Origin of the sequence: Saccharopolyspora ipomoeae (genome assembly GCF_029952525.1) — a bacterium.
In the GTDB taxonomy this organism is placed as follows: Bacteria; Actinomycetota; Actinomycetes; order Mycobacteriales; family Pseudonocardiaceae; genus Saccharopolyspora; species Saccharopolyspora ipomoeae.
This window is the reverse complement of the sequence record NZ_JASAOF010000006.1, coordinates 1-16936: the sequence shown is the minus strand read 5'-3', so window position 1 is coordinate 16936 and position 16936 is coordinate 1. Positions and strand designations below refer to the sequence as shown.

Sequence of the window (16936 nt, the reverse complement as noted above, 5' to 3'; positions counted from 1 at the left end):
AAGAGGTGCATGGCGGTGCAGGCGACGTTGAGCTCCGTGATCGGCCCGGACGCCCCGGAGGTGGTCGACGGCGGAGGCGAGTACCTCTCGAAGAACCCCGCGAACCTCGACGACGTCGTCGCCAAGGTCGCCCTGGGCACCCCCGACACGCTGGTGGCCGCCACCGAGCAGGCCCAGCGGGCGCAGAAGGAGTGGTCCCAGGTGCCCGCGCCGGTCCGCGGTCGCGTCATCGCCGGGCTCGGCCGCCTGGTCGAGGCGAACAAGGAATCCCTCGCGAAGCTGGTGACCCGCGAGATCGGCAAGCCGTACGCCGAAGCGCTCGGCGAGGTCCAGGAGATCGTCGACACCTGCGACTTCTTCCTCGGCGAGGGCCGCAGGCTCTACGGGCAGACCGTGCCCTCGGAGATGCCCGACAAGCAGCTGTTCACCTTCCGCGTGCCGGTCGGCGTGGCCGTGGTGATCACCGCGGGCAACTTCCCGGTGGCGGTCCCGTCCTGGTACCTGGTGCCGGCGCTGCTGTGCGGCAACGCGGTCGTGTGGAAGCCCGCCGAGTACGCGGCCGGTGCGGCCCGCGCGGTCGCCGAGCTCGCGTGGAAGGCCGGGGTCCCCAAGGGCGTCCTCAACCTCGTCTACACCGACGGCGAGGCGACCTTCAAGGGCCTGGAGGCCTCGCTCGAAGCGGGCACGGTCAACAAGGTCGGCTTCACCGGGTCCAGCGCCGTCGGCACTCGGGTCGGCGAGCTGTGCGGCCGCCACCTGCAGAACCCGTGCCTGGAGCTGGGCGGGAAGAACCCGATGATCGTCACCGAGGACGCCGACCTGGACCTGGCCGTGGAGGGCGCGCTGTTCTCCGGCTGGGGCACGGCCGGTCAGCGCTGCACCTCGCTGGGCAACCTGATCGTGCACCGCGACGTCAAGGACGAGTTCACCCGGCGCCTGGACGAGGCGCTGCGCGCGGCCACCGTCGGCGAGCCCGGCGGCGACGTGCTCTACGGGCCGATGCTGGACCAGAAGTTCGCCGACAACTTCGAGTCCATCTTGGACACCCTGCAGCCGCACCACACCACGCTGGGCTCGGACGCCGTCGGCCGGATCGGGAACGACAAGCCGCGCAAGGGTTTCCACGGCGATCCGGCCACCGGGCTGTACTACCACCCGGTGCTGGTCGACGGGATGCGCACCGACGACCACATCTTCCGCAACGAGACCTTCGGCCCGATCGTCGGCATCACCGCCTACGACACGCTCGACGAGGCCATCGAGCTCGGCAACGCGCCCGGCTACGGGCTGTCGGCGGCGATCTACACCACCGATCCGGCCAAGGCGTTCCGGTTCCGGCAGGGTATCGGGGCGGGCATGCTCAGCGTGAACAACTCGACCTCCGGTGCCGAGGCGCACCTGCCGTTCGGCGGGAACGGCAAGTCCGGCAACGGAAGTCGCCAGTCGGGCATCTGGGTGCTCGACCAGTTCACCCGCTGGCAGTCGTTGAACTGGGACTTCTCCGGCAAGCTGCAGAAGGCCCAGATGGACGTCGACACCGTCGAGCCCGAGCTCGACTACCGGCTGCCCCCGGAATTGGGCGGGAACTAGTGCTCCCGGCCGCTGCGGAAGTGGTGGTCGTCGGCGGCGGGGCGGTGGGCGTGAGCACCGCCTTCCACCTCGCCGAAGCCGGCGCGGACGTGCTGTTGCTGGAGCGCGACGAACTCGGTTCGGGCAGCACCAGCAAGGCGGCCGGCGGTGTCCGGGCGCAGTTCTCCGATCCGGTCAACATCGAGCTCGGGCAGCGCAGTCTGCGGGCCTTCGAGGACTTCGCGCGGCGGCCCGGTGGCGACATCGATCTCAAGCAGCAGGGGTACCTGTTCCTGCTGTCGGATCCGGCCGACGTCGCCGCGTTCGAGGGCAGCGTGGCGCTGCAGAACTCGCTGGGCGTGCCGAGCCGGATGCTGACCGTCGCCGAGGCGTGCGAGCTGTCGCCGCTGGTGTCGCCGGAGGGCCTGCTGGCCGCGGCCTTCTCCCCCACCGACGGGCACTGCACGCCCGAGGGCGTGGTGCAGGGCTACGCCAGGGCGGCCCGCGAGCACGGGGCGGTGCTGCGGCGCGGGGTTTCGGTGACCGGCATCGAGACGCACGGCGGTGAGATCAGCGGTGTGCTCACCGATCAGGGCGAGGTGCGCACCTCGACGGTGGTGTGCGCGGCCGGGGCCTGGTCGGCGGAGGTCGGCGAGCTCGCCGGGGTGCGGCTGCCGGTGCGCCCGCTGCGCAGGCAGATCCTGGTCACCGAGCCGATGCCGGACCTGCCGCCGAAGCTGCCGTTCACCATCGACTTCGCCACCAGCTTCTACTTCCACGAGGAAGGACCCGGCCTGCTGGTGGGCATGTCGGATCCGGACGAGGAGTTCGGGTTCCGGCTCGGCACCGACGACCGCTGGTTGGGGCGGCTCAGCGAAGCCGTCGCTCGGCGGGCTCCGCGGGTCGCCGAGGCGGGCGTGGCGCACGGCTGGGCCGGGCTCTACGAGATCACCCCGGACCACAACGCGCTGATCGGCAACTCCGGCCGGTTCTTCTACGCCACCGGCTTCTCCGGGCACGGCTTCCTGCAGAGCCCGGCGGTCGGCGAGGTGATGCGCGACCTGGTGCTGGGCCGCACACCACCGATCGACGTCTCCGGTCTCGACGTGCGCCGCTTCGACGGCGCCGAGGTCCGGCCCGAGCACAACTGCGTCTAGGAAGGGACAACCGTGGTCGACCTGTTGCAGGAGATCGACGAGTGGGGCCCGGAGAAGGTCGTCTGCGTCTCCGACGCTCGCACCGGGATGCGGGGCGTGCTGGTCATCGACAACACCGCGCGCGGCACCGGCAAGGGCGGCACCCGCATGGCGCCGACGGTGACCGTCGGCGAGGTCGCGCGGCTGGCGCGCGTGATGACCTGGAAGTGGGCGGCGGTCGACCTCTTCCACGGCGGCGCGAAGGCCGGGATCGTCGCCGACCCGGACTCGCCCGACAAGGAAGCCGTGGTGCGCGCGTTCGCGCGGCGGCTGGCCGACCAGATCCCGGCCAGCTACGTCGCCGGGCTGGACATGGGGATGACCGAGCACGACGCGGCGATCATCCAGGACGAGCTCGCCGATCGCGGCGCGGCCGTCGGCGTCCCGGAAGCCCTCGGCGGGGTGCCCTACGACCAGCTCGGGGTGACCGGGCACGGTGTCGCCGAGGCGGCGCTGGCCGCGCTGGAGCGCGCCGGGAAACCGGTGGCCGGGGCGCGGATCGCGGTGCAGGGCTTCGGCGCGGTCGGCGCGGCCACCGCCGCGCGGCTGCACGAGTTCGGCGCCCAGCTCGTCGCGCTGTCCACCGTGGACGGTTCGGTGCACGACGCGAACGGGCTCGACGTGCCCGAGTGGCTGGCCGCGCGGGCGGAGTTCGGCGACGCCTGCGTCGCCAAAGCCGCACCCGCGCAGCGGATCGCCCAGGGCGAGGAGCTCACCGTGGACTGCGACGTGCTGATCCCGGCGGCCCGGCAGGACGTCATCGACCCGACGGTGGCCGAGCGGATCAGGGCCGGGCTGATCGTGGAGGGCGCCAACCTGCCGACCACGCCGCGCGCCCGGGAGGCGCTGGGCGCGCGGGGGGTGGAGATCGTGCCGGACTTCATCGCCAACGCCGGTGGGGCGATCGCGGCCGGGTTCGCGATGGACGCCCGGCGCTCCGCGTTCCGGCCCGAACCGGCCCGCATCCTCGACGAGGTCGCGGCCCGCACCCGGCGCAACACCCTGCTGGTGCTCGACGCCGCCGCGCGCGAGGGCGTGCTGCCGCACGCGGCGGCGCTGGCGATGGCCGAGCAGCGGGTCCGCGAGGCGATGCGGCTGCGCGGCCGGCTGCCCGTCCCCGCCTGAGGAGGCGGCGTGCTCAACCCGATTCACCTGCGCACGCTGCAGGAGTGCGTGCGCACCGGCTCGTTCGCCGAGGCCGGGCGCGCGCTGGGCTACACGGCCTCGGCGGTGTCGCAGCAGATGGTGCTGCTGGAGCGGGCGATCGGCGCACCGCTGTTCGAGCGCTCGGCCCGGTCGGCCCGCAGCACCGCGCTCGCGCTGCGGCTGGCCGAGCGCAGCCGCGACGCGCTCGGCGCCCTGGACTCGCTGGAGCGCGAGGTGCGGGCGATGGTCGTCGGCGACGAGGGCAGCCTGCGGCTGGCCTCGTTCGCCACCGCCAACTCGCGGGTGCTGCCGGACGTGCTGGCGGCGGTGATCTCGCAGCGCCCGCACGCCGAGGTGCAACTCGACGAGGGCGAACCCGACGAGGTCGTCGACGGCGTCCTCGACGGGGTGCTCGACGCGGCGCTGGTCTTCGAGTACGACCTGGACCCGCGCCAGTGGCCCCTCGACCTGTGCGCCGAGGAGCTGCTCGCCGAACCGCTGCACGTGGTCCTGCCCGCCTCGCACCGCCTCGCCGGGCGCCACCGCGTGGAGCTGGCGGACCTGGCCGACGACAACTGGATCTGCACCCGCGAGGACACCGCGGGCGCGCGGTCGCTGATCCGGCTCGCCGCCGCGGCCGGGTTCGTCCCGCGCATCACCTTCCGCAGCAACGACTACACCGTGATCCGCGACCTGGTCTCCCGGGAGCTCGGCGTCGCCGTCCTGCCCGCGCTGGCCATCCCCCGGGACCAGCCCGGCATCGTCCGCATCTCCGGCTTCCAGCCGCGACGCCGGGTCAAGGTCCTCTACCGCAAGCAGAACACCAACCCGCTGCTACCGATCGCCCTGGAATTCCTGGCCTCGTCCTGCACAGCGGCCGCGTCCGAGTGGGAGCAGTCATGACCGAACCCGTCGACGAGCACTTCGTCCGCACCGTCCCCGACCTCGGTACCGCGATTTCAATGGAAGTCGGATCTCCGAGTTCCATTGAAATCGGGTCGGACCCGGCCTCGGCCGCGGATCTGGTGGGGTTGTTCGACTCGCAGATCGGGAGTCGGCATCTCGACCTCAAGGCACGTGAGCTGGGGAAGCGGGGTGCGGGCTTCTACAGCATCGGGTCGTCGGGGCACGAGTCGAACGCGGCCGTGGCGGCGGCGCTGCGGTCGAGCGATCCGGCGCTGCTGCACTACCGGTCCGGGGCGTTCTACCTGGAGCGGGCGCGGCAGGTCGCCGGGAGCACGCCGCTGCTGGACGTGCTGCTGGGGATCGTGGCCTCTGCCGACGAGCCGATCTCGGCCGGTCGGCACAAGGTCTTCGGGCACGGCGACCTCGCGGTGATCCCGCAGACCTCGACGATCGCCTCGCACCTGCCGCGCTCGGTCGGGTTGGCGTTCGCCCTGGAGCGGGGCGCGCGGCTCGGCGTCGAGGCCGAGTGGCCGGCGGATTCGGTGGTGGTGTGCAGCTTCGGCGACGCCTCGGCGAACCACTCGACGGCCACCGGCGCGATCAACTCGGCGCTGCACTGCGCCTTCCAGGACCTGCCGATGCCGCTGCTGCTGGTCTGCGAGGACAACGGGATCGGCATCAGCGTGCGCACGCCGTCCGGCTGGATCGCCACCGCCTACGGGAACCGCCCGGGACTCCGCTACTTCACCGCTGACGGATCCGATCCCGTTGAGTGCCTTCGCGTTTCGCGAGAGTCGGCGGACTGGGTCCGGGAACACCGGGCGCCCGCGTTCCTGCACCTGCGCACGGTGCGGCTGATGGGTCACGCCGGGTCCGACGTCGAGTCGGCGTACCGGTCGCGCACCGAGATCACCGGCGACCAGGACCGCGACCCGCTGCTCGGAACCGCGAGAGCACTGATCTCACGGGGGACCCTCACCGCCCAGGAGGTCCTGGACCGCTACGAGGCCAAGCGGGCCGAGGTCGACGCGCTCGCCGAGGAGGCGCTGGGCCGCCGCAAGCTGGGCAGCGCGGGCGAGGTCATGGCGTCCCTGCACCGCCACTCCCCCGACGCCATCGCCGCCGCAGCAGCCGAGAACTCGCCGAGCCGCGCGGATTCCGGCGGTCCGCTGACGCTGGCGCAGTCGATCAACCGCTCGCTGGCCGACGAGCTCGGCCGCGACAACCGCGTCGTCGTCTTCGGCGAGGACGTCGCCCGCAAGGGCGGCGTGTACGGCGTGACCCGGGGGTTGCGCAAGAAGTACGGCGGCAGCAGGGTTTTCGACACGCTGCTCGACGAGCAGAGCATCCTCGGCACCGCGCTCGGCGCCGGCCTGGCCGGCCTGCTGCCCATCCCGGAGATCCAGTACCTCGCCTACCTGCACAACGCCGCCGACCAGCTGCGCGGCGAGGCGAGCACGCTCAGCTTCTTCTCCGACGGCCGCTACACCAACCCGATGGTCGTGCGCATCGCCGGTTACGGCTACCAGAAGGGGTTCGGCGGGCACTTCCACAACGACGACAGCGTCGCCGCCCTGCGCGACCTGCCCGGCGTGGTCCTGGCCTCCCCGTCGCGCCCCGACGACGCGGCGGCGATGCTGCGCACCTGCGTCGCGGCGGCCCGCGTCGACGGCCGGGTGTGCGCGTTCCTCGAACCCATCGCCCTCTACCACACCCGCGACCTGCACGAACCCGGCGACGACGGCTGGCTGGCCGACTACCCGGTGCCGGGCGAGCACCGCGTCCCGATCGGCCGTGCCCGCACCTACGGCGACGGCACCGACCTGACGCTGGTGAGCTTCGGCAACGGCGTTCCGATGAGCCTGCGCGTCGCCGAACGGCTCCGGCGGCACGGCGTGGCCGCTCGCGTCCTCGACCTGCGCTGGCTCGCACCGCTGCCCGCCGAGGACCTGCTGGCCGCGGCCGAGGCCACCGGCCGGGTGCTCGTCGTCGACGAGACCCGCCGAAGCGGAGGCGTGTCCGAGCCCGTGATCACCTCACTGGTGGACGCCGGGTTCACCGGTCCGATCAGTCGGGTGACCAGCGAGGACAGCTTCATCCCGCTCGGCGCGGCGGCCTACCACGTGCTGCTCGACGAGGACGCGGTCGAAGCCGCCGCGCTCAAGCTCACGCGGTGAGCTCCGGGAAGCGGTGCGCCCAGATCTCCCGGGAGGCGGCGATCGGGTCGGAGACGGTGGAGCTGGGGATGTCCAGGACGCGGGTGCGGCGGTCGGTGGGCTGGTAGCGGTCCCAGCCGGGGTCGCCGGTGGCGGCGAACGACGTCCAGGAGCGGCGGAACTCGCCGGAGAGCTCCTCGAACCCGTCCGGCACGCCGCCGAGCAGCAGCTCCAGCAGCGGGCCGTCGGTGTTGCCGAAGGTGAACGGGATGTCCAGCGCGTGGCAGGCGCCCAGCCCGTTGGGAGCCTGGAGGGTGAGCTCGTAGAGGTAGCTGCGCTCCCCCGCCGCCGCGTGCGCCTCGGCGATCCACTGCGCGGGCACCCGGAACAGCTTGTCGCTGAGCAGCGTGTTGTAGAGCCCGGCGTCGTCGAGATCGGGGTGCGCGGCGCGGTACTGGTCCATCACGCCGTCGCGCAGGTGCAGGTCGGCGGCCAGCCGATCGGGGTCGAGGCGCTCGCGGCGCATCATCGCCGTGAACAGCGTGGCCTCCTCCGCGGTGAAGCCCGCGATGAGGTCCACTCCCCTGGCGGCGCCGCCGCGCAGCGCGACCCACGGGAGTTCGCCGAGCGTCTCGCCGTCGAGGACCACGCCGTAGGGCGTGGTGTCGGACCAGGCCGCCCGGTTGCGGGTCATCTCGGCCGCGGCGTCGCGCTGCGCGGCGTGCAGCTGCTCGGCCGGGACCTTCGCGAGCTCGGCGACGGTCGGGCGCACCCCGACGGGACCGGTGATCAGCTCGGCGGCCTTGCGCGCTTCGTCCTCACCCCGGTACATCGCCGCCGGGCTCTGCGCGATCGCGCGGTGGAACAGCCCGGTGCGCGCGGACCCGGCGACCAGGGTGGCGATGGAGGTGCCCCCGGCGGACTCGCCGAAGATGGTGACGTTGTCGGGATTTCCGCCGAAGGCGGCGATGTTCTCCCGCACCCAGCGCAGCGCGGCGAGGTGGTCGAGGATGCCGCGGTTGGCGGGCGCGTCGTCGACCCAGCCGAACCCCTCGTAGCCGACCCGGTACCCGGCGGTCACCACGACCACGCCGGAGCTCGCCAGCCGCGCCCCGTCGTAGCTGCTCTCCGACGGGCTGCCCGCCAGGTAGGCGCCGCCGTGGAACCACACCATGACGGGCAGGTTCGCGGACGGGTCGGGTGTCCAGACGTTGAGCGTGAGGCTGTCGGTGCCGTCACCCGGCTTCCACGACGACGGCAGCCCGTCGGCCATCGGCGGTTGCGGGACCGCCGGGCTGAAGCGCGTGGCGTCGCGCACCCCGTCCCAGCGCTCCGGCTCGGCCGGAGCCTGGAACCGCCGAGGCCCGTCCAGCGGGGCCGCGAACGGGATCCCCTTGAACACCTGCACATCACCCGCAGCGGCGCCCTGCACCGCCCCGCTCTCGGCCCGCACCACGAATTGCATGTATCCATACAACCATCAGACGGGGTCATCCGACCACCGCCGCACCGATGATCCGCGCCGCTTCGGGGTAGGCCCCGGGGTTCGGCCCCGCGTAGTTCAAGCGCAGGAAGCGCCCGGTCGGCTCGGCGGGGAACCACTCGTCACCCGGGGCGACCACGACCCCGCGGTCCTCGCAGTCGCGCACGAGCCGGGGCAGATCGGTGCTGTCGGGCAGGCGCACCCACAGGTTGAGCCCACCCGCCGGGACCTCCAGGTGCGCCCCGGGCACGTGCTCGCGGACGGCTTCGGCGAGCAGGTCGCGCCGGGCCGCGAGCTGCTCGCGGAGATCGCGCAGGTAGGTGCGCCAGGCGGGCTGGGTCACCACGTCGAGCGCCACGGCCTGCAGCATGCCGCTGACGTAGACCGCCTCCGATTGCGTGTCGGCGAGGATCCGCTCGCGCGCCGGTCCGCGCGCGATGACCCCGGCCACGCGCACCGACGGCGCCACGGTCTTGGTCAGCGACCGCAGGTGGACGACGTGCCCGTCCTCGTCGCGCGCGGCGACCGGGGTCGGATCGGTGGTGATGCCCAGGTCGTGGGCCCAGTCGTCCTCGATCAGGAACGCGCCGTGCCGGCGCGCGATGTCGAGCACCTCCTCGGCCAGCCGCGAGGACCACTGCACCCCCGTGGGATTGGCGTAGTTCGGCTGGGCGTAGAAGGCGCGCGCACCGGTGGTCTCGAAGGCCCGCGACAGCTGCTCCGGGTCCGGCCCGTCCGGACCGGTCGGCACGGGCACCGTCCGCACCCCCACCTGGGCGGCGGCGACGATCGCACCCCAGTAGGTGGGCGATTCCACCAGCAGCGGCCGACCGGCTCCGACGAGCGCCCGGAAGAGCGCGCTCAAACCGCTCTGGCTGCCGGGGAAGACGACCACGTCACCGGGAACAGCCGTGCCGAGCTCGGCGGCGAACCAGGCCTGCAGCTCCGGAACGCCCGCTGACGGGGGACGGTCGACGACCGCGTCGCTGCGCGCGGCGCGGGTGAACGCGGAGCGGACCAGCCGCTCGGGTAGCAGTTCGCGGCACGGGTACCCGGAGTGCAGCGCGATGACGTCGTTGGGCGCGGGACGCATCGCGGCGGGCAACGTGGGCCGCGTGTTCCGCGGCGACCCCAGCGCTGCGGTCTGCCAGCCGTAGTCGTTCGGTCGGGCCGTTCTCGTCGAGCGCACGAAAGTGCCCACGCCCGGCCTGCTTTCGACCAAACCCTGGGAGCTCAGGGTGCGCAGCGCCTTCTGGACCGTCACCGGACCAGCCCCGTGCCGCGCGGCCAGCTCGCGGGTGGAGGGCAGCTTCGCCCCGGGTTTCGCGGTCGCCATCCACGCGCGGAGTTCCGCCACGATCCGGCCACTGCTATCGTCGACCATGAGAAACAATAGTAGCGCTATCGCAGTCGCACCACCGGCGCTATCACCGTCTCGGGCGGGGTTGGGCTGGGGGTTCCTCGGCGTCCTGGCGTTCTCCTTCACCGTCCCGTTCACGCGCATCGCCGTCGGCGGGCTCTCGCCGCTGCTCATCGCCGCCGGTCGCGGCGCCGTCGCCGGGATCCTCGCCGCCGCAGCGCTTCTGGCCCTGCGGCAGCGGCTGCCGCGAGGGACCCAGTGGGCGCGGGTCGCGGTGGTCTCGGGCGGGGTGGTCGTCGGGTTCCCGTTCCTCACCTCGTACGCCCTGACCACCACGCCGGCCACCCACGGCGCGGTCGTGATCGGCGTGCTTCCCGCCGCCACCGCCGTGATGGCGGTGCTGCGCGGGCACGAACGCCCGCCGAAGGCCTTCTGGGTCCTGGCCGCGCTGGGAGCGGTCGCCGCGGTGTCCTTCGCCGCGCTGCAGGGCCTGGGCGGGCTGCACCTCGCGGACCTGCTGCTGTTCGGAGCGGTGGTGTCGGCGGCGATCGGCTACGCCGAAGGCGGCCTGCTGGCGCGGGAACTCGGCGCGTGGCAGACCATCTCGTGGTCCCTGGTGGTGGCCGCTCCGGTGATGATCGCGCTCACCGCCGCCGCGCTGGCCGAGCAGCCGCCCGCCGCGACGCCGATCCAGTGGGCGTCCTTCGGCTACCTGGCGGTGGTCAGCCAGTACACCGGGTTCCTGGCCTGGTACCGGGGGCTGGCGATCGGGCCGATGACCCAGGTCAGCCAGATCCAGCTCACCCAACCCGTGATGACCATCCTCTGGGCGGCGCTGCTGCTGGCCGAACCGCTGACCTGGTCGACGCTGCTCGGCGGCCTGGCGGTCGTGGCCTTCGCCGCCCTCTCGGTCCGCACCCGCCTCCCCCACTAGCCCCGAGGTGCGCTCCTGGGCGAGGAGTTCCTGGAGGGGGACAGTTTTAGCCAGAATCACCCGGGGTTGGCGTCCCTTTTGTCCGGTCAATTATGGCTAGAACTGTCCCGTTCCCGGAGCCCCACCTCGCGTGAGGCGGCCTCGGATCAGGAGGGGTCGCCGAAGACCTTGCCGGGGTTGAAGATTCCGGTGGGGTCGAGGGCGTTCTTGACGTCGTGGTGCATGTCGATGACCTTGGGCGAGAGCTCGGCGTGCAGGCCCTTGCGCTTGAGCAGGCCGACGCCGTGCTCACCGGTGACCGTGCCGCCGAGCTCGATGGCGTCGGTGACGATGTCGTCGAAGGCGCGCTGGGCGCGCAGGCGGGCGTCGTCGTCCCCGGGCGGGGTGATGATCAGCGGGTGCAGGTTGCCGTCGCCGGCGTGGGCGATGTTGGCGATCTGGGTGTCGTGCCGCTGCGCCGCGGCTTCGATGCGCGCGAGCATGTCGGGAACCAGGGCGCGCGGGACGCAGACGTCCTCGGTGAGCAGCGGGCCGAGGCGCTCCAGCGCCGGGTAGGCGAGGCGGCGGGCCGAGAACAGCGCGTCGGCCTCCTGCTCGTCGGTGGAGCGGGCGCTCCAGGTCGCGCCGGCCTCGTCGAAGCAGCGCACCAGGGTGTCGACCTCCTGCTCGCCCGCCTGCCCCGGTGTGTCGGAGCGGCCCAGCAGCAGCACGTTGGCCTCGGCGGACAGGCCCATGTTCTTCCAGTCGTCGACCGCGCGCAGGCAGTGCTGGTCGAGCAGTTCCAGCGCCGAGGGCACCACGCCGGAGGCCGCGACGGCGGCCACCGCCTCCCCGGCGGCGACCAGCGAGTCGAAGTAGCCCACCACGGTGCGCTCGGGCGCGCGCAGGCCCGGCAGCAGCTTCACCGTCACCTCGGTGACGATGCCGAGCGTGCCCTCGGATCCGACGAACAGCCCGCACAGGTCGTACCCGGCGACGCCCTTGGCGGTGCGCCTCCCGAGCCGCACGACCTCGCCCGAGCCCACGACGGCTTCGAGACCGAGCACGTAGTCCCTGGTCACGCCGTACTTCACGCAGCACACTCCACCGGCGTTGGTGGAGACGTTGCCGCCGATGGTCGACCAGGGCGAGCTCGCCGGGTCGGGCGGGTACCACGCGCCGTGCTCGCGGCAGGCGGCGCGCAGGTCGTCGTTGACGACGCCGGGCTGCACCACGGCCAGCTGCTCGCGCGGGTTGATCTCCAGGATCTCGTTCATGCCCTCCAGCGAGATCAGCACGCAGCCGTCCACGGCGTTCGCGCCACCCGACAGGCCGGTCCCGGCGCCGCGCGGCACGACGGGAACCCGGTGCTCGGCGCAGACCCGGACCGCGGCGACGACGTCGTCGGTGCCGCGGGCGCGCACGACGGCGAGCGGCTTGCCGTAGGGCGCCCACTCGGCCTCGTCGTGGGAGAAGCGCCCGGTGGAGTCCGGATCGGTGAGCAGCACCTCGTCCGGCAGAGCGGCCCGCAGGGCCCGCAGCGCCGCGTTGTCCGAGTTGTCCACCATCGCTCTACCTCCCGCTGCACGAACCGCCCACACACTAACCCGGCGGACGAGCCGAACAGCTTGAGGCCTCAACCAAGTTCGGGGAACCGGTGCGCCCAGATCTGCCGGGACCCGCGGATCGGGTCGGCGGCCACCGAGACCGGGTCGTCGAAGATCCGCGTCTGCCGCTCCGCCAGGCGGTACAGCGGCCACCCGGGGTCGCCGGTCGCGGCGAAGGCCGTCCAGGACCGGCGGATCTCCGCCGACAGCGCGTCGAACCCGGCGGGCTCCTCGCCGAGCATCTGCACCGCCAGCGGGTCGTCGCACCGGCCGAAGGTGAACGGCACGTCCAGCCCGTGCGTCGCGCCGAGCACCCCGTCGCGCTGCGGGGTCTCCCAGGTGAACTCGTAGAGGAACCCGCGCCCACCGGCGGTCGCCACGGCTTCCGCCATCCAGACGGCGGGCATCCGGAACAGCTGGTCGCTGAGCAGAATCGTGTGCAAATCGGAGTCGGACGCGCCCGGGTAGGCCGAGCGGTACTCGGCGGCCGTCGATCCCGGCAGGTGCAGGGCGCGCGCCAAGCTCTCGACGTCGCGGGCCTCGGCGGGCAGGTCGGCCGTGAAGCTCGTCGCCTCGTCGCGGTTGAACCCGGCGATCACGTCGATGCCGTGGGCCGCGCTGCCGCGCATCGCCACCCACGGCAGTTCGGCGAGCACCTCGCCGTCGAGGACGACGTTGTAGGGCAGGTTGTTGGTCCACACCTCGCGGTTCGCGCTGATCTCGGCCATCGCCGGGGCCTGCGCGGCGTGCAGGGCCTCGGGCGGGATCCCGGCGAGCCCGCTCGCGGTCGGCGGGATCCCGAGCGGGCCGGTGATGAGCTCGCCGAGCTTGCGGGCCTCGTCCTCGTCGACGTACATCGCCGCCGGGCTCTGCGCGATGGCGCGGCGGAACAGCCCGCGTCGCCCGGAACCGGCGACCAGCGTCGCCACCGACACTCCCCCGGCCGATTCGCCGAAGATCGTGACGTTGTCCGGGTTCCCGCCGAAGGAGATGATGTTGTCGCGGACCCAGCGCAGCGCCGCGAGCTGGTCGAGGATGCCGCGGTTGGACGGCGCGTCCTCGACCCAGCCGAACCCCTCGTAGCCGACGCGGTAGTTGACGGTCACCACGACCACGCCGTCGCGCGCCAGCACCGCGCCGTCGAAACCGTCGGTGGAGGCCGTTCCGCCGAGGAACGCGCCGCCGTGGAACCACACCATCACCGGCAGGTGCCCGCCGCGATCCGGCGTCCAGACGTTGACCGTCAGGCAGTCGGTCGCGTCGCCGGGACGCCAGATCGCGGGCAGCGGCGGGATCGGCGCCTGCGGCACCGACGCGCTGTGCCGGGAGGCGTCGCGCAGCCCGTCCCACCTCGGCGGCGCCACCGGCGCCTGGAACCGGCGCGGGCCGTCCAGCGGCGCCGCGTACGGGATTCCCTTGAACGCCATGACGTCGCCGTCGGCGACGCCCCGGACGGCGCCGTGCTCGGTGCGGACGATGAGGTCCACGCCACCGTAGAGCCACTGGAAACCGGATAACGCGGACGAGTTCTCCTCGACCATCTCTCACGTCCCGTCGCAGAGTTCGGCGACCGCCTGCGGCAGCGCCTCGGCGAGCTTCTCCATGTCGGGCAGCGCGGCCCGGTTCGCCTGGACCCCGATGTGCACGGTGTCGCGGAACTGCGAGACGGCGATCGACAGCGAGTGGCCGGCGGCCAGCGGTGCGAGCGGGAACAGCTCGGTGACCTCGGCGCCGTCGAGGGCCGCGTGGAACCTCGGCAGCGGCACGTTGGTGACCATCGTGTCGAACAGCAGCGGCGCGCCCTGGGAGACCAGCGGCGTGGCGACGTGGTGCAGCAGCTGCGGCAGCCTCCCCGCCAGCACCGGGAACGCTCCCGGGCCGCGCAGCGGACCGCCGCTCTTGTTGGCGCTCATCTCGTCGCGGAGGGACTTCAGGCGCGCGCCCGGGTCGGGCTCGTCGATCGGCAGCCCGCACAGGTAGCCGGAGAGCTGGTTGTTGCCGGTGCGCGGCTGGTTGCGGCGCCGTCGGCACACCGGGATCAGCACGCGCACCGGCACCTCGGCGACGTCGGTGCCGCGGTCGGCCATCCACCGGCGCAGGGCTCCGGTGATCACCGCGAGCACGACGTCGTTGGTGGTGCCGCCGCCGTGCCGGGAGCGGATGCGGCGGATGTCGGCCAGGTCGACGGGCACCAGCGCGAGCCTGCGGGCCGGTGAGGTCGGGGCGTGCATCGGGGAGGACTGCGCCGGGATCCGCATGTTGCGCACCACCGAGGCGGCGATGCCCAGCGACTCACCGGACTTCGCCAGCGTGCCGCGCAGCGCCCCGACCAGCTTGTCCGGTTTGCCGAGGAGTCCGAGCGCTTCCTCGATCGGGTGGCCCGGGGGTGTCGCGGGCGTGTCGGTGAGGTCGGTGAACTCGTCGAGCAGCCGCACCCCGACCTCGACGGCGTCGTGCCCGTCGACCAGCGAGTGGTGGAACTTCATCAGCACCGCGAACCGGTTGTCGGCCAGGCCGGTGATCAGGTGCAGCTCCCACAGCGGGCGCCGCTGGTCGAGGGGGTCGGCGATCAGCTCGGAGGTCAGGACCGCGAGTTCCTCGCGGCCTCCGGGGCTGGGCACCTCGTGGTCGTGGACGTGCTCGGCGGCGTCGAAGTCGCGGGCTTCGCGCCAGTGGGGTTGCAGCCACGAGCGTTCCAGCCGCATCCGCAGCCGGCCGATGCGCTGGGCGCGTTCGGCGAGCAGCCGCCGCAGCCGGTCGCGGTCGACCGGGCCGTCGGCGCGGAACACCGCGACCGCGCCGACGTGCATGGGCGTGTCCTCCTGCTCCATGCACAGAAATGCCCAGTCGAGCGGTGTGAGTTCACTCCGGGTGGACGTTTCGGTTCCGTTCATCGCCTATTTCCCGTCAACGACGAATTGGTCGTTCGCGTTACGCATCAGTTTCCGATTTGCTCTCGCAGCGCACTGGAATCCAATCCGAACCCGGTTCGCAATCGGACGTTCCGGTGAATCGGCGACCCCGCGAGCGGGCCCGAACCTGCAGGTGACAAGGACATCGACGGGTTCCTTCCGGTGCTGCCGGCAGTCGGCGTGCGGGCACCGATCACCGCAGCAGTGAGTGTTTTCGGGTCGGCGCACGTGTGGTTTATTCGCAAACCGGTGCACCGTTGCACAATGGGTCAGGGTAACCGCTGACCAGCGCATCGACCTTAGCGAAGAAATGATCGGTTGAGAACGACCGCGATCGGCCACGCCGAAACTCGGAAGGGTTTTGATCGCTTCGTTCGGTACCTGTTCCGACATTCGCGATCACCCGAACGGATGCTGACGTCTCTCCGGTGGACTCGTGTAGCGGACGGCGATGACGCCCCGCACCGGCCCGGTGGCGACTACGTCTTCGGATTCTCACTCGAACGCTGGTCCGGGCAGCACGAAGCCCCGCCGCCGCAGGCGTGTCGCGCTGCGGTGGCGGGGCTCCGCGATTCCCAGCCGGGTGGTCGTTACTCGCCGGGCTCCCAGTGGTCGAGCAGGGCGGCGAAGGTCTCGAACGCCGGGGCGTTGTAGCCGTAGGGCGCTTCGAGGTGGACGCTGATCGGGAATCCGAGGTCGTGCACGCCGTCGATGACCCGCTTGTAGAGGTCGACGACCGCCTGCTTGCGCTGCTCGAAGCCGAGCTCGGCGGTGCGGGCGACGAACTCCTGCTCGGCGGCCACGGCCGCGTTGCCCGGGTCCTGGATCAGCCACTGGATGAGCTTCTTCTTGCTCTCCACGCCGGGGATGAACCCGAACGACAGCAGGATCTCGGGGCGGTGCGGCGTGGTGCGCGCGAACTCCTCGAGGAAGTCCACGATCGCATCGGAGTAGAGCAGCTGCGTCATGCCGTAGGTGGCGCCGCGCTCGCACTTGAACCCGAAGCGGCCCTGCTCGCCCTCGCGAGTGGGGATGAGGATCGAGCCGCGGTGCGGGACGACGTCCTGGAACTTGGTGAGCGCGTCGACGGGCGCCACGCCGGGGCCCTCGCCATCGGCCATGGTGCGCGGGACGCCGACGAAGGCGATGCCGTCCATGTCGGCGTCGCGCAGGGCCTGCAGGCGCTCGGTCAGGGCGGGCTCGTCGTGGAAGGCGGTGACCTGCGTGCACAGGCCGCGGACGTCGCCGCCGAGTTCCGGGCGGATGGTGCGCCAGAAGTCGATGGTGTCCATCTTGGGGCGGAAGTCGACCGGGCGGTCGCTGTCCTCCTGGATGATCCCGGGGATCATCACGTGCCGGATGCGGCCGGTCAGCCCGAATTGGCGGCTGAGCTCGGCGATCTTCTGTCCTTCTTCAACGGCCCTCTGCACACCGCCGTCGAGGTCGGGCGGAACCAGTTCGAGTGCGATGGTGGTCATGTCGGCCTCAGGTATTCCTTCTGTCGACTTCGGTCACCGCAGCGCTCGCTAGACACGCCTGCGAACCTGCACCTTGCGGCAGGGACCGTTTTCATTTCAGGAAGGTTTTTCCGACGAGGCCGGCGTTCCCGGGAACGTCCGATGTGGAACGTCCCCGGGCTCACCGACTTTCGCGGGAACCGGGGGTGGTCACCGCACGAGGGCGGTGAC

At 72.2% G+C, this 16936-nt stretch carries 12 protein-coding genes; 6 read left to right on the top strand and 6 right to left on the bottom strand.

Going from position 1 to position 16936, the window contains the following annotated elements:
* The first annotated feature begins 9 nt into the window (after positions 1 to 9).
* Genes QFW96_RS12495 through QFW96_RS12475 form a run of 5 tightly spaced genes read left to right on the top strand, consistent with a single transcriptional unit; the run spans position 10 to position 6994 of the window.
* Positions 10 to 1590 (top strand): aldehyde dehydrogenase family protein, encoded by a 1581-nt coding sequence (locus QFW96_RS12495; protein WP_281455772.1) that lies wholly within the window; start codon positions 10 to 12, stop codon positions 1588 to 1590.
* Complete coding sequence (locus QFW96_RS12490; protein WP_281455771.1) at positions 1590 to 2726, top strand: NAD(P)/FAD-dependent oxidoreductase; 1137 nt, start codon at positions 1590 to 1592, stop codon at positions 2724 to 2726. The genes QFW96_RS12495 and QFW96_RS12490 overlap by 1 nt, the downstream gene beginning before the upstream one ends.
* 12 nt (positions 2727 to 2738) lie before the next feature.
* Entirely contained in the window at positions 2739 to 3890 is a 1152-nt protein-coding gene (locus QFW96_RS12485) for a Glu/Leu/Phe/Val family dehydrogenase (protein ID WP_281455770.1), read from the top strand.
* Between the two features lie 9 nt (positions 3891 to 3899).
* Positions 3900 to 4814 (top strand): LysR family transcriptional regulator, encoded by a 915-nt coding sequence (locus tag QFW96_RS12480; RefSeq protein WP_281455769.1) that lies wholly within the window; start codon positions 3900 to 3902, stop codon positions 4812 to 4814.
* Entirely contained in the window at positions 4811 to 6994 is a 2184-nt protein-coding gene (locus QFW96_RS12475) for a thiamine pyrophosphate-dependent enzyme (protein WP_281455768.1), read from the top strand. The genes QFW96_RS12480 and QFW96_RS12475 overlap by 4 nt, the downstream gene beginning before the upstream one ends.
* Here QFW96_RS12475 and QFW96_RS12470 read toward each other — a convergent pair.
* Together QFW96_RS12470 and QFW96_RS12465 are read right to left on the bottom strand one after the other, a co-directional pair.
* Positions 6984 to 8438 (bottom strand): carboxylesterase/lipase family protein, encoded by a 1455-nt coding sequence (locus tag QFW96_RS12470; protein WP_281455767.1) that lies wholly within the window; start codon positions 8436 to 8438, stop codon positions 6984 to 6986. The genes QFW96_RS12475 and QFW96_RS12470 overlap by 11 nt on opposite strands.
* A 25-nt stretch (positions 8439 to 8463) precedes the next feature.
* A complete protein-coding gene (locus tag QFW96_RS12465) occupies positions 8464 to 9840 on the bottom strand; it encodes an aminotransferase-like domain-containing protein (protein ID WP_281455766.1) in 1377 nt (458 codons plus the stop codon).
* A 61-nt stretch (positions 9841 to 9901) separates the two neighbouring features.
* On the opposite strand from QFW96_RS12465, the gene QFW96_RS12460 reads away from it, so the two are divergent.
* A complete protein-coding gene (locus QFW96_RS12460) occupies positions 9902 to 10750 on the top strand; it encodes a DMT family transporter (RefSeq protein WP_281455765.1) in 849 nt (282 codons plus the stop codon).
* A gap of 146 nt (positions 10751 to 10896) precedes the next feature.
* Here the strand turns inward: QFW96_RS12460 and QFW96_RS12455 are convergent, their stop codons facing one another.
* From QFW96_RS12455 to QFW96_RS12440, 4 genes are all read right to left on the bottom strand, one after another.
* Positions 10897 to 12297: an FAD-binding oxidoreductase gene (locus QFW96_RS12455; protein ID WP_281455764.1), complete on the bottom strand. Its 1401-nt coding sequence runs from the start codon at positions 12295 to 12297 to the stop codon at positions 10897 to 10899.
* Positions 12298 to 12365: 68 nt separating this feature from the next.
* Positions 12366 to 13877: a carboxylesterase/lipase family protein gene (locus QFW96_RS12450; RefSeq protein ID WP_281455763.1), complete on the bottom strand. Its 1512-nt coding sequence runs from the start codon at positions 13875 to 13877 to the stop codon at positions 12366 to 12368.
* A 3-nt stretch (positions 13878 to 13880) separates the two neighbouring features.
* On the bottom strand, positions 13881 to 15230 hold the full coding sequence (locus QFW96_RS12445) for a wax ester/triacylglycerol synthase family O-acyltransferase (RefSeq protein WP_281455762.1): 1350 nt from the start codon (positions 15228 to 15230) through the stop codon (positions 13881 to 13883).
* A gap of 608 nt (positions 15231 to 15838) precedes the next feature.
* Positions 15839 to 16726, bottom strand: a complete 888-nt coding sequence (locus tag QFW96_RS12440) for a mycobacterial-type methylenetetrahydrofolate reductase (protein WP_281455761.1) — start codon at positions 16724 to 16726, stop codon at positions 15839 to 15841.
* Positions 16727 to 16936 lie beyond the last annotated feature (210 nt).

Coding starts and splice junctions, on each gene's coding strand:
- QFW96_RS12495 (WP_281455772.1), top strand. CDS start 10: ATGGCGGTGCAGGCGACGTTGAGCTCCGTGATCGGCCCGGACGCCCCG.
- QFW96_RS12475 (WP_281455768.1), top strand. CDS start 4,811: ATGACCGAACCCGTCGACGAGCACTTCGTCCGCACCGTCCCCGACCTC.
- QFW96_RS12470 (WP_281455767.1), bottom strand. CDS start 8,438: ATGCAATTCGTGGTGCGGGCCGAGAGCGGGGCGGTGCAGGGCGCCGCT.
- QFW96_RS12465 (WP_281455766.1), bottom strand. CDS start 9,840: ATGGTCGACGATAGCAGTGGCCGGATCGTGGCGGAACTCCGCGCGTGG.
- QFW96_RS12455 (WP_281455764.1), bottom strand. CDS start 12,297: ATGGTGGACAACTCGGACAACGCGGCGCTGCGGGCCCTGCGGGCCGCT.
- QFW96_RS12450 (WP_281455763.1), bottom strand. CDS start 13,877: ATGGTCGAGGAGAACTCGTCCGCGTTATCCGGTTTCCAGTGGCTCTAC.
- QFW96_RS12445 (WP_281455762.1), bottom strand. CDS start 15,230: ATGAACGGAACCGAAACGTCCACCCGGAGTGAACTCACACCGCTCGAC.
- QFW96_RS12440 (WP_281455761.1), bottom strand. CDS start 16,726: ATGACCACCATCGCACTCGAACTGGTTCCGCCCGACCTCGACGGCGGT.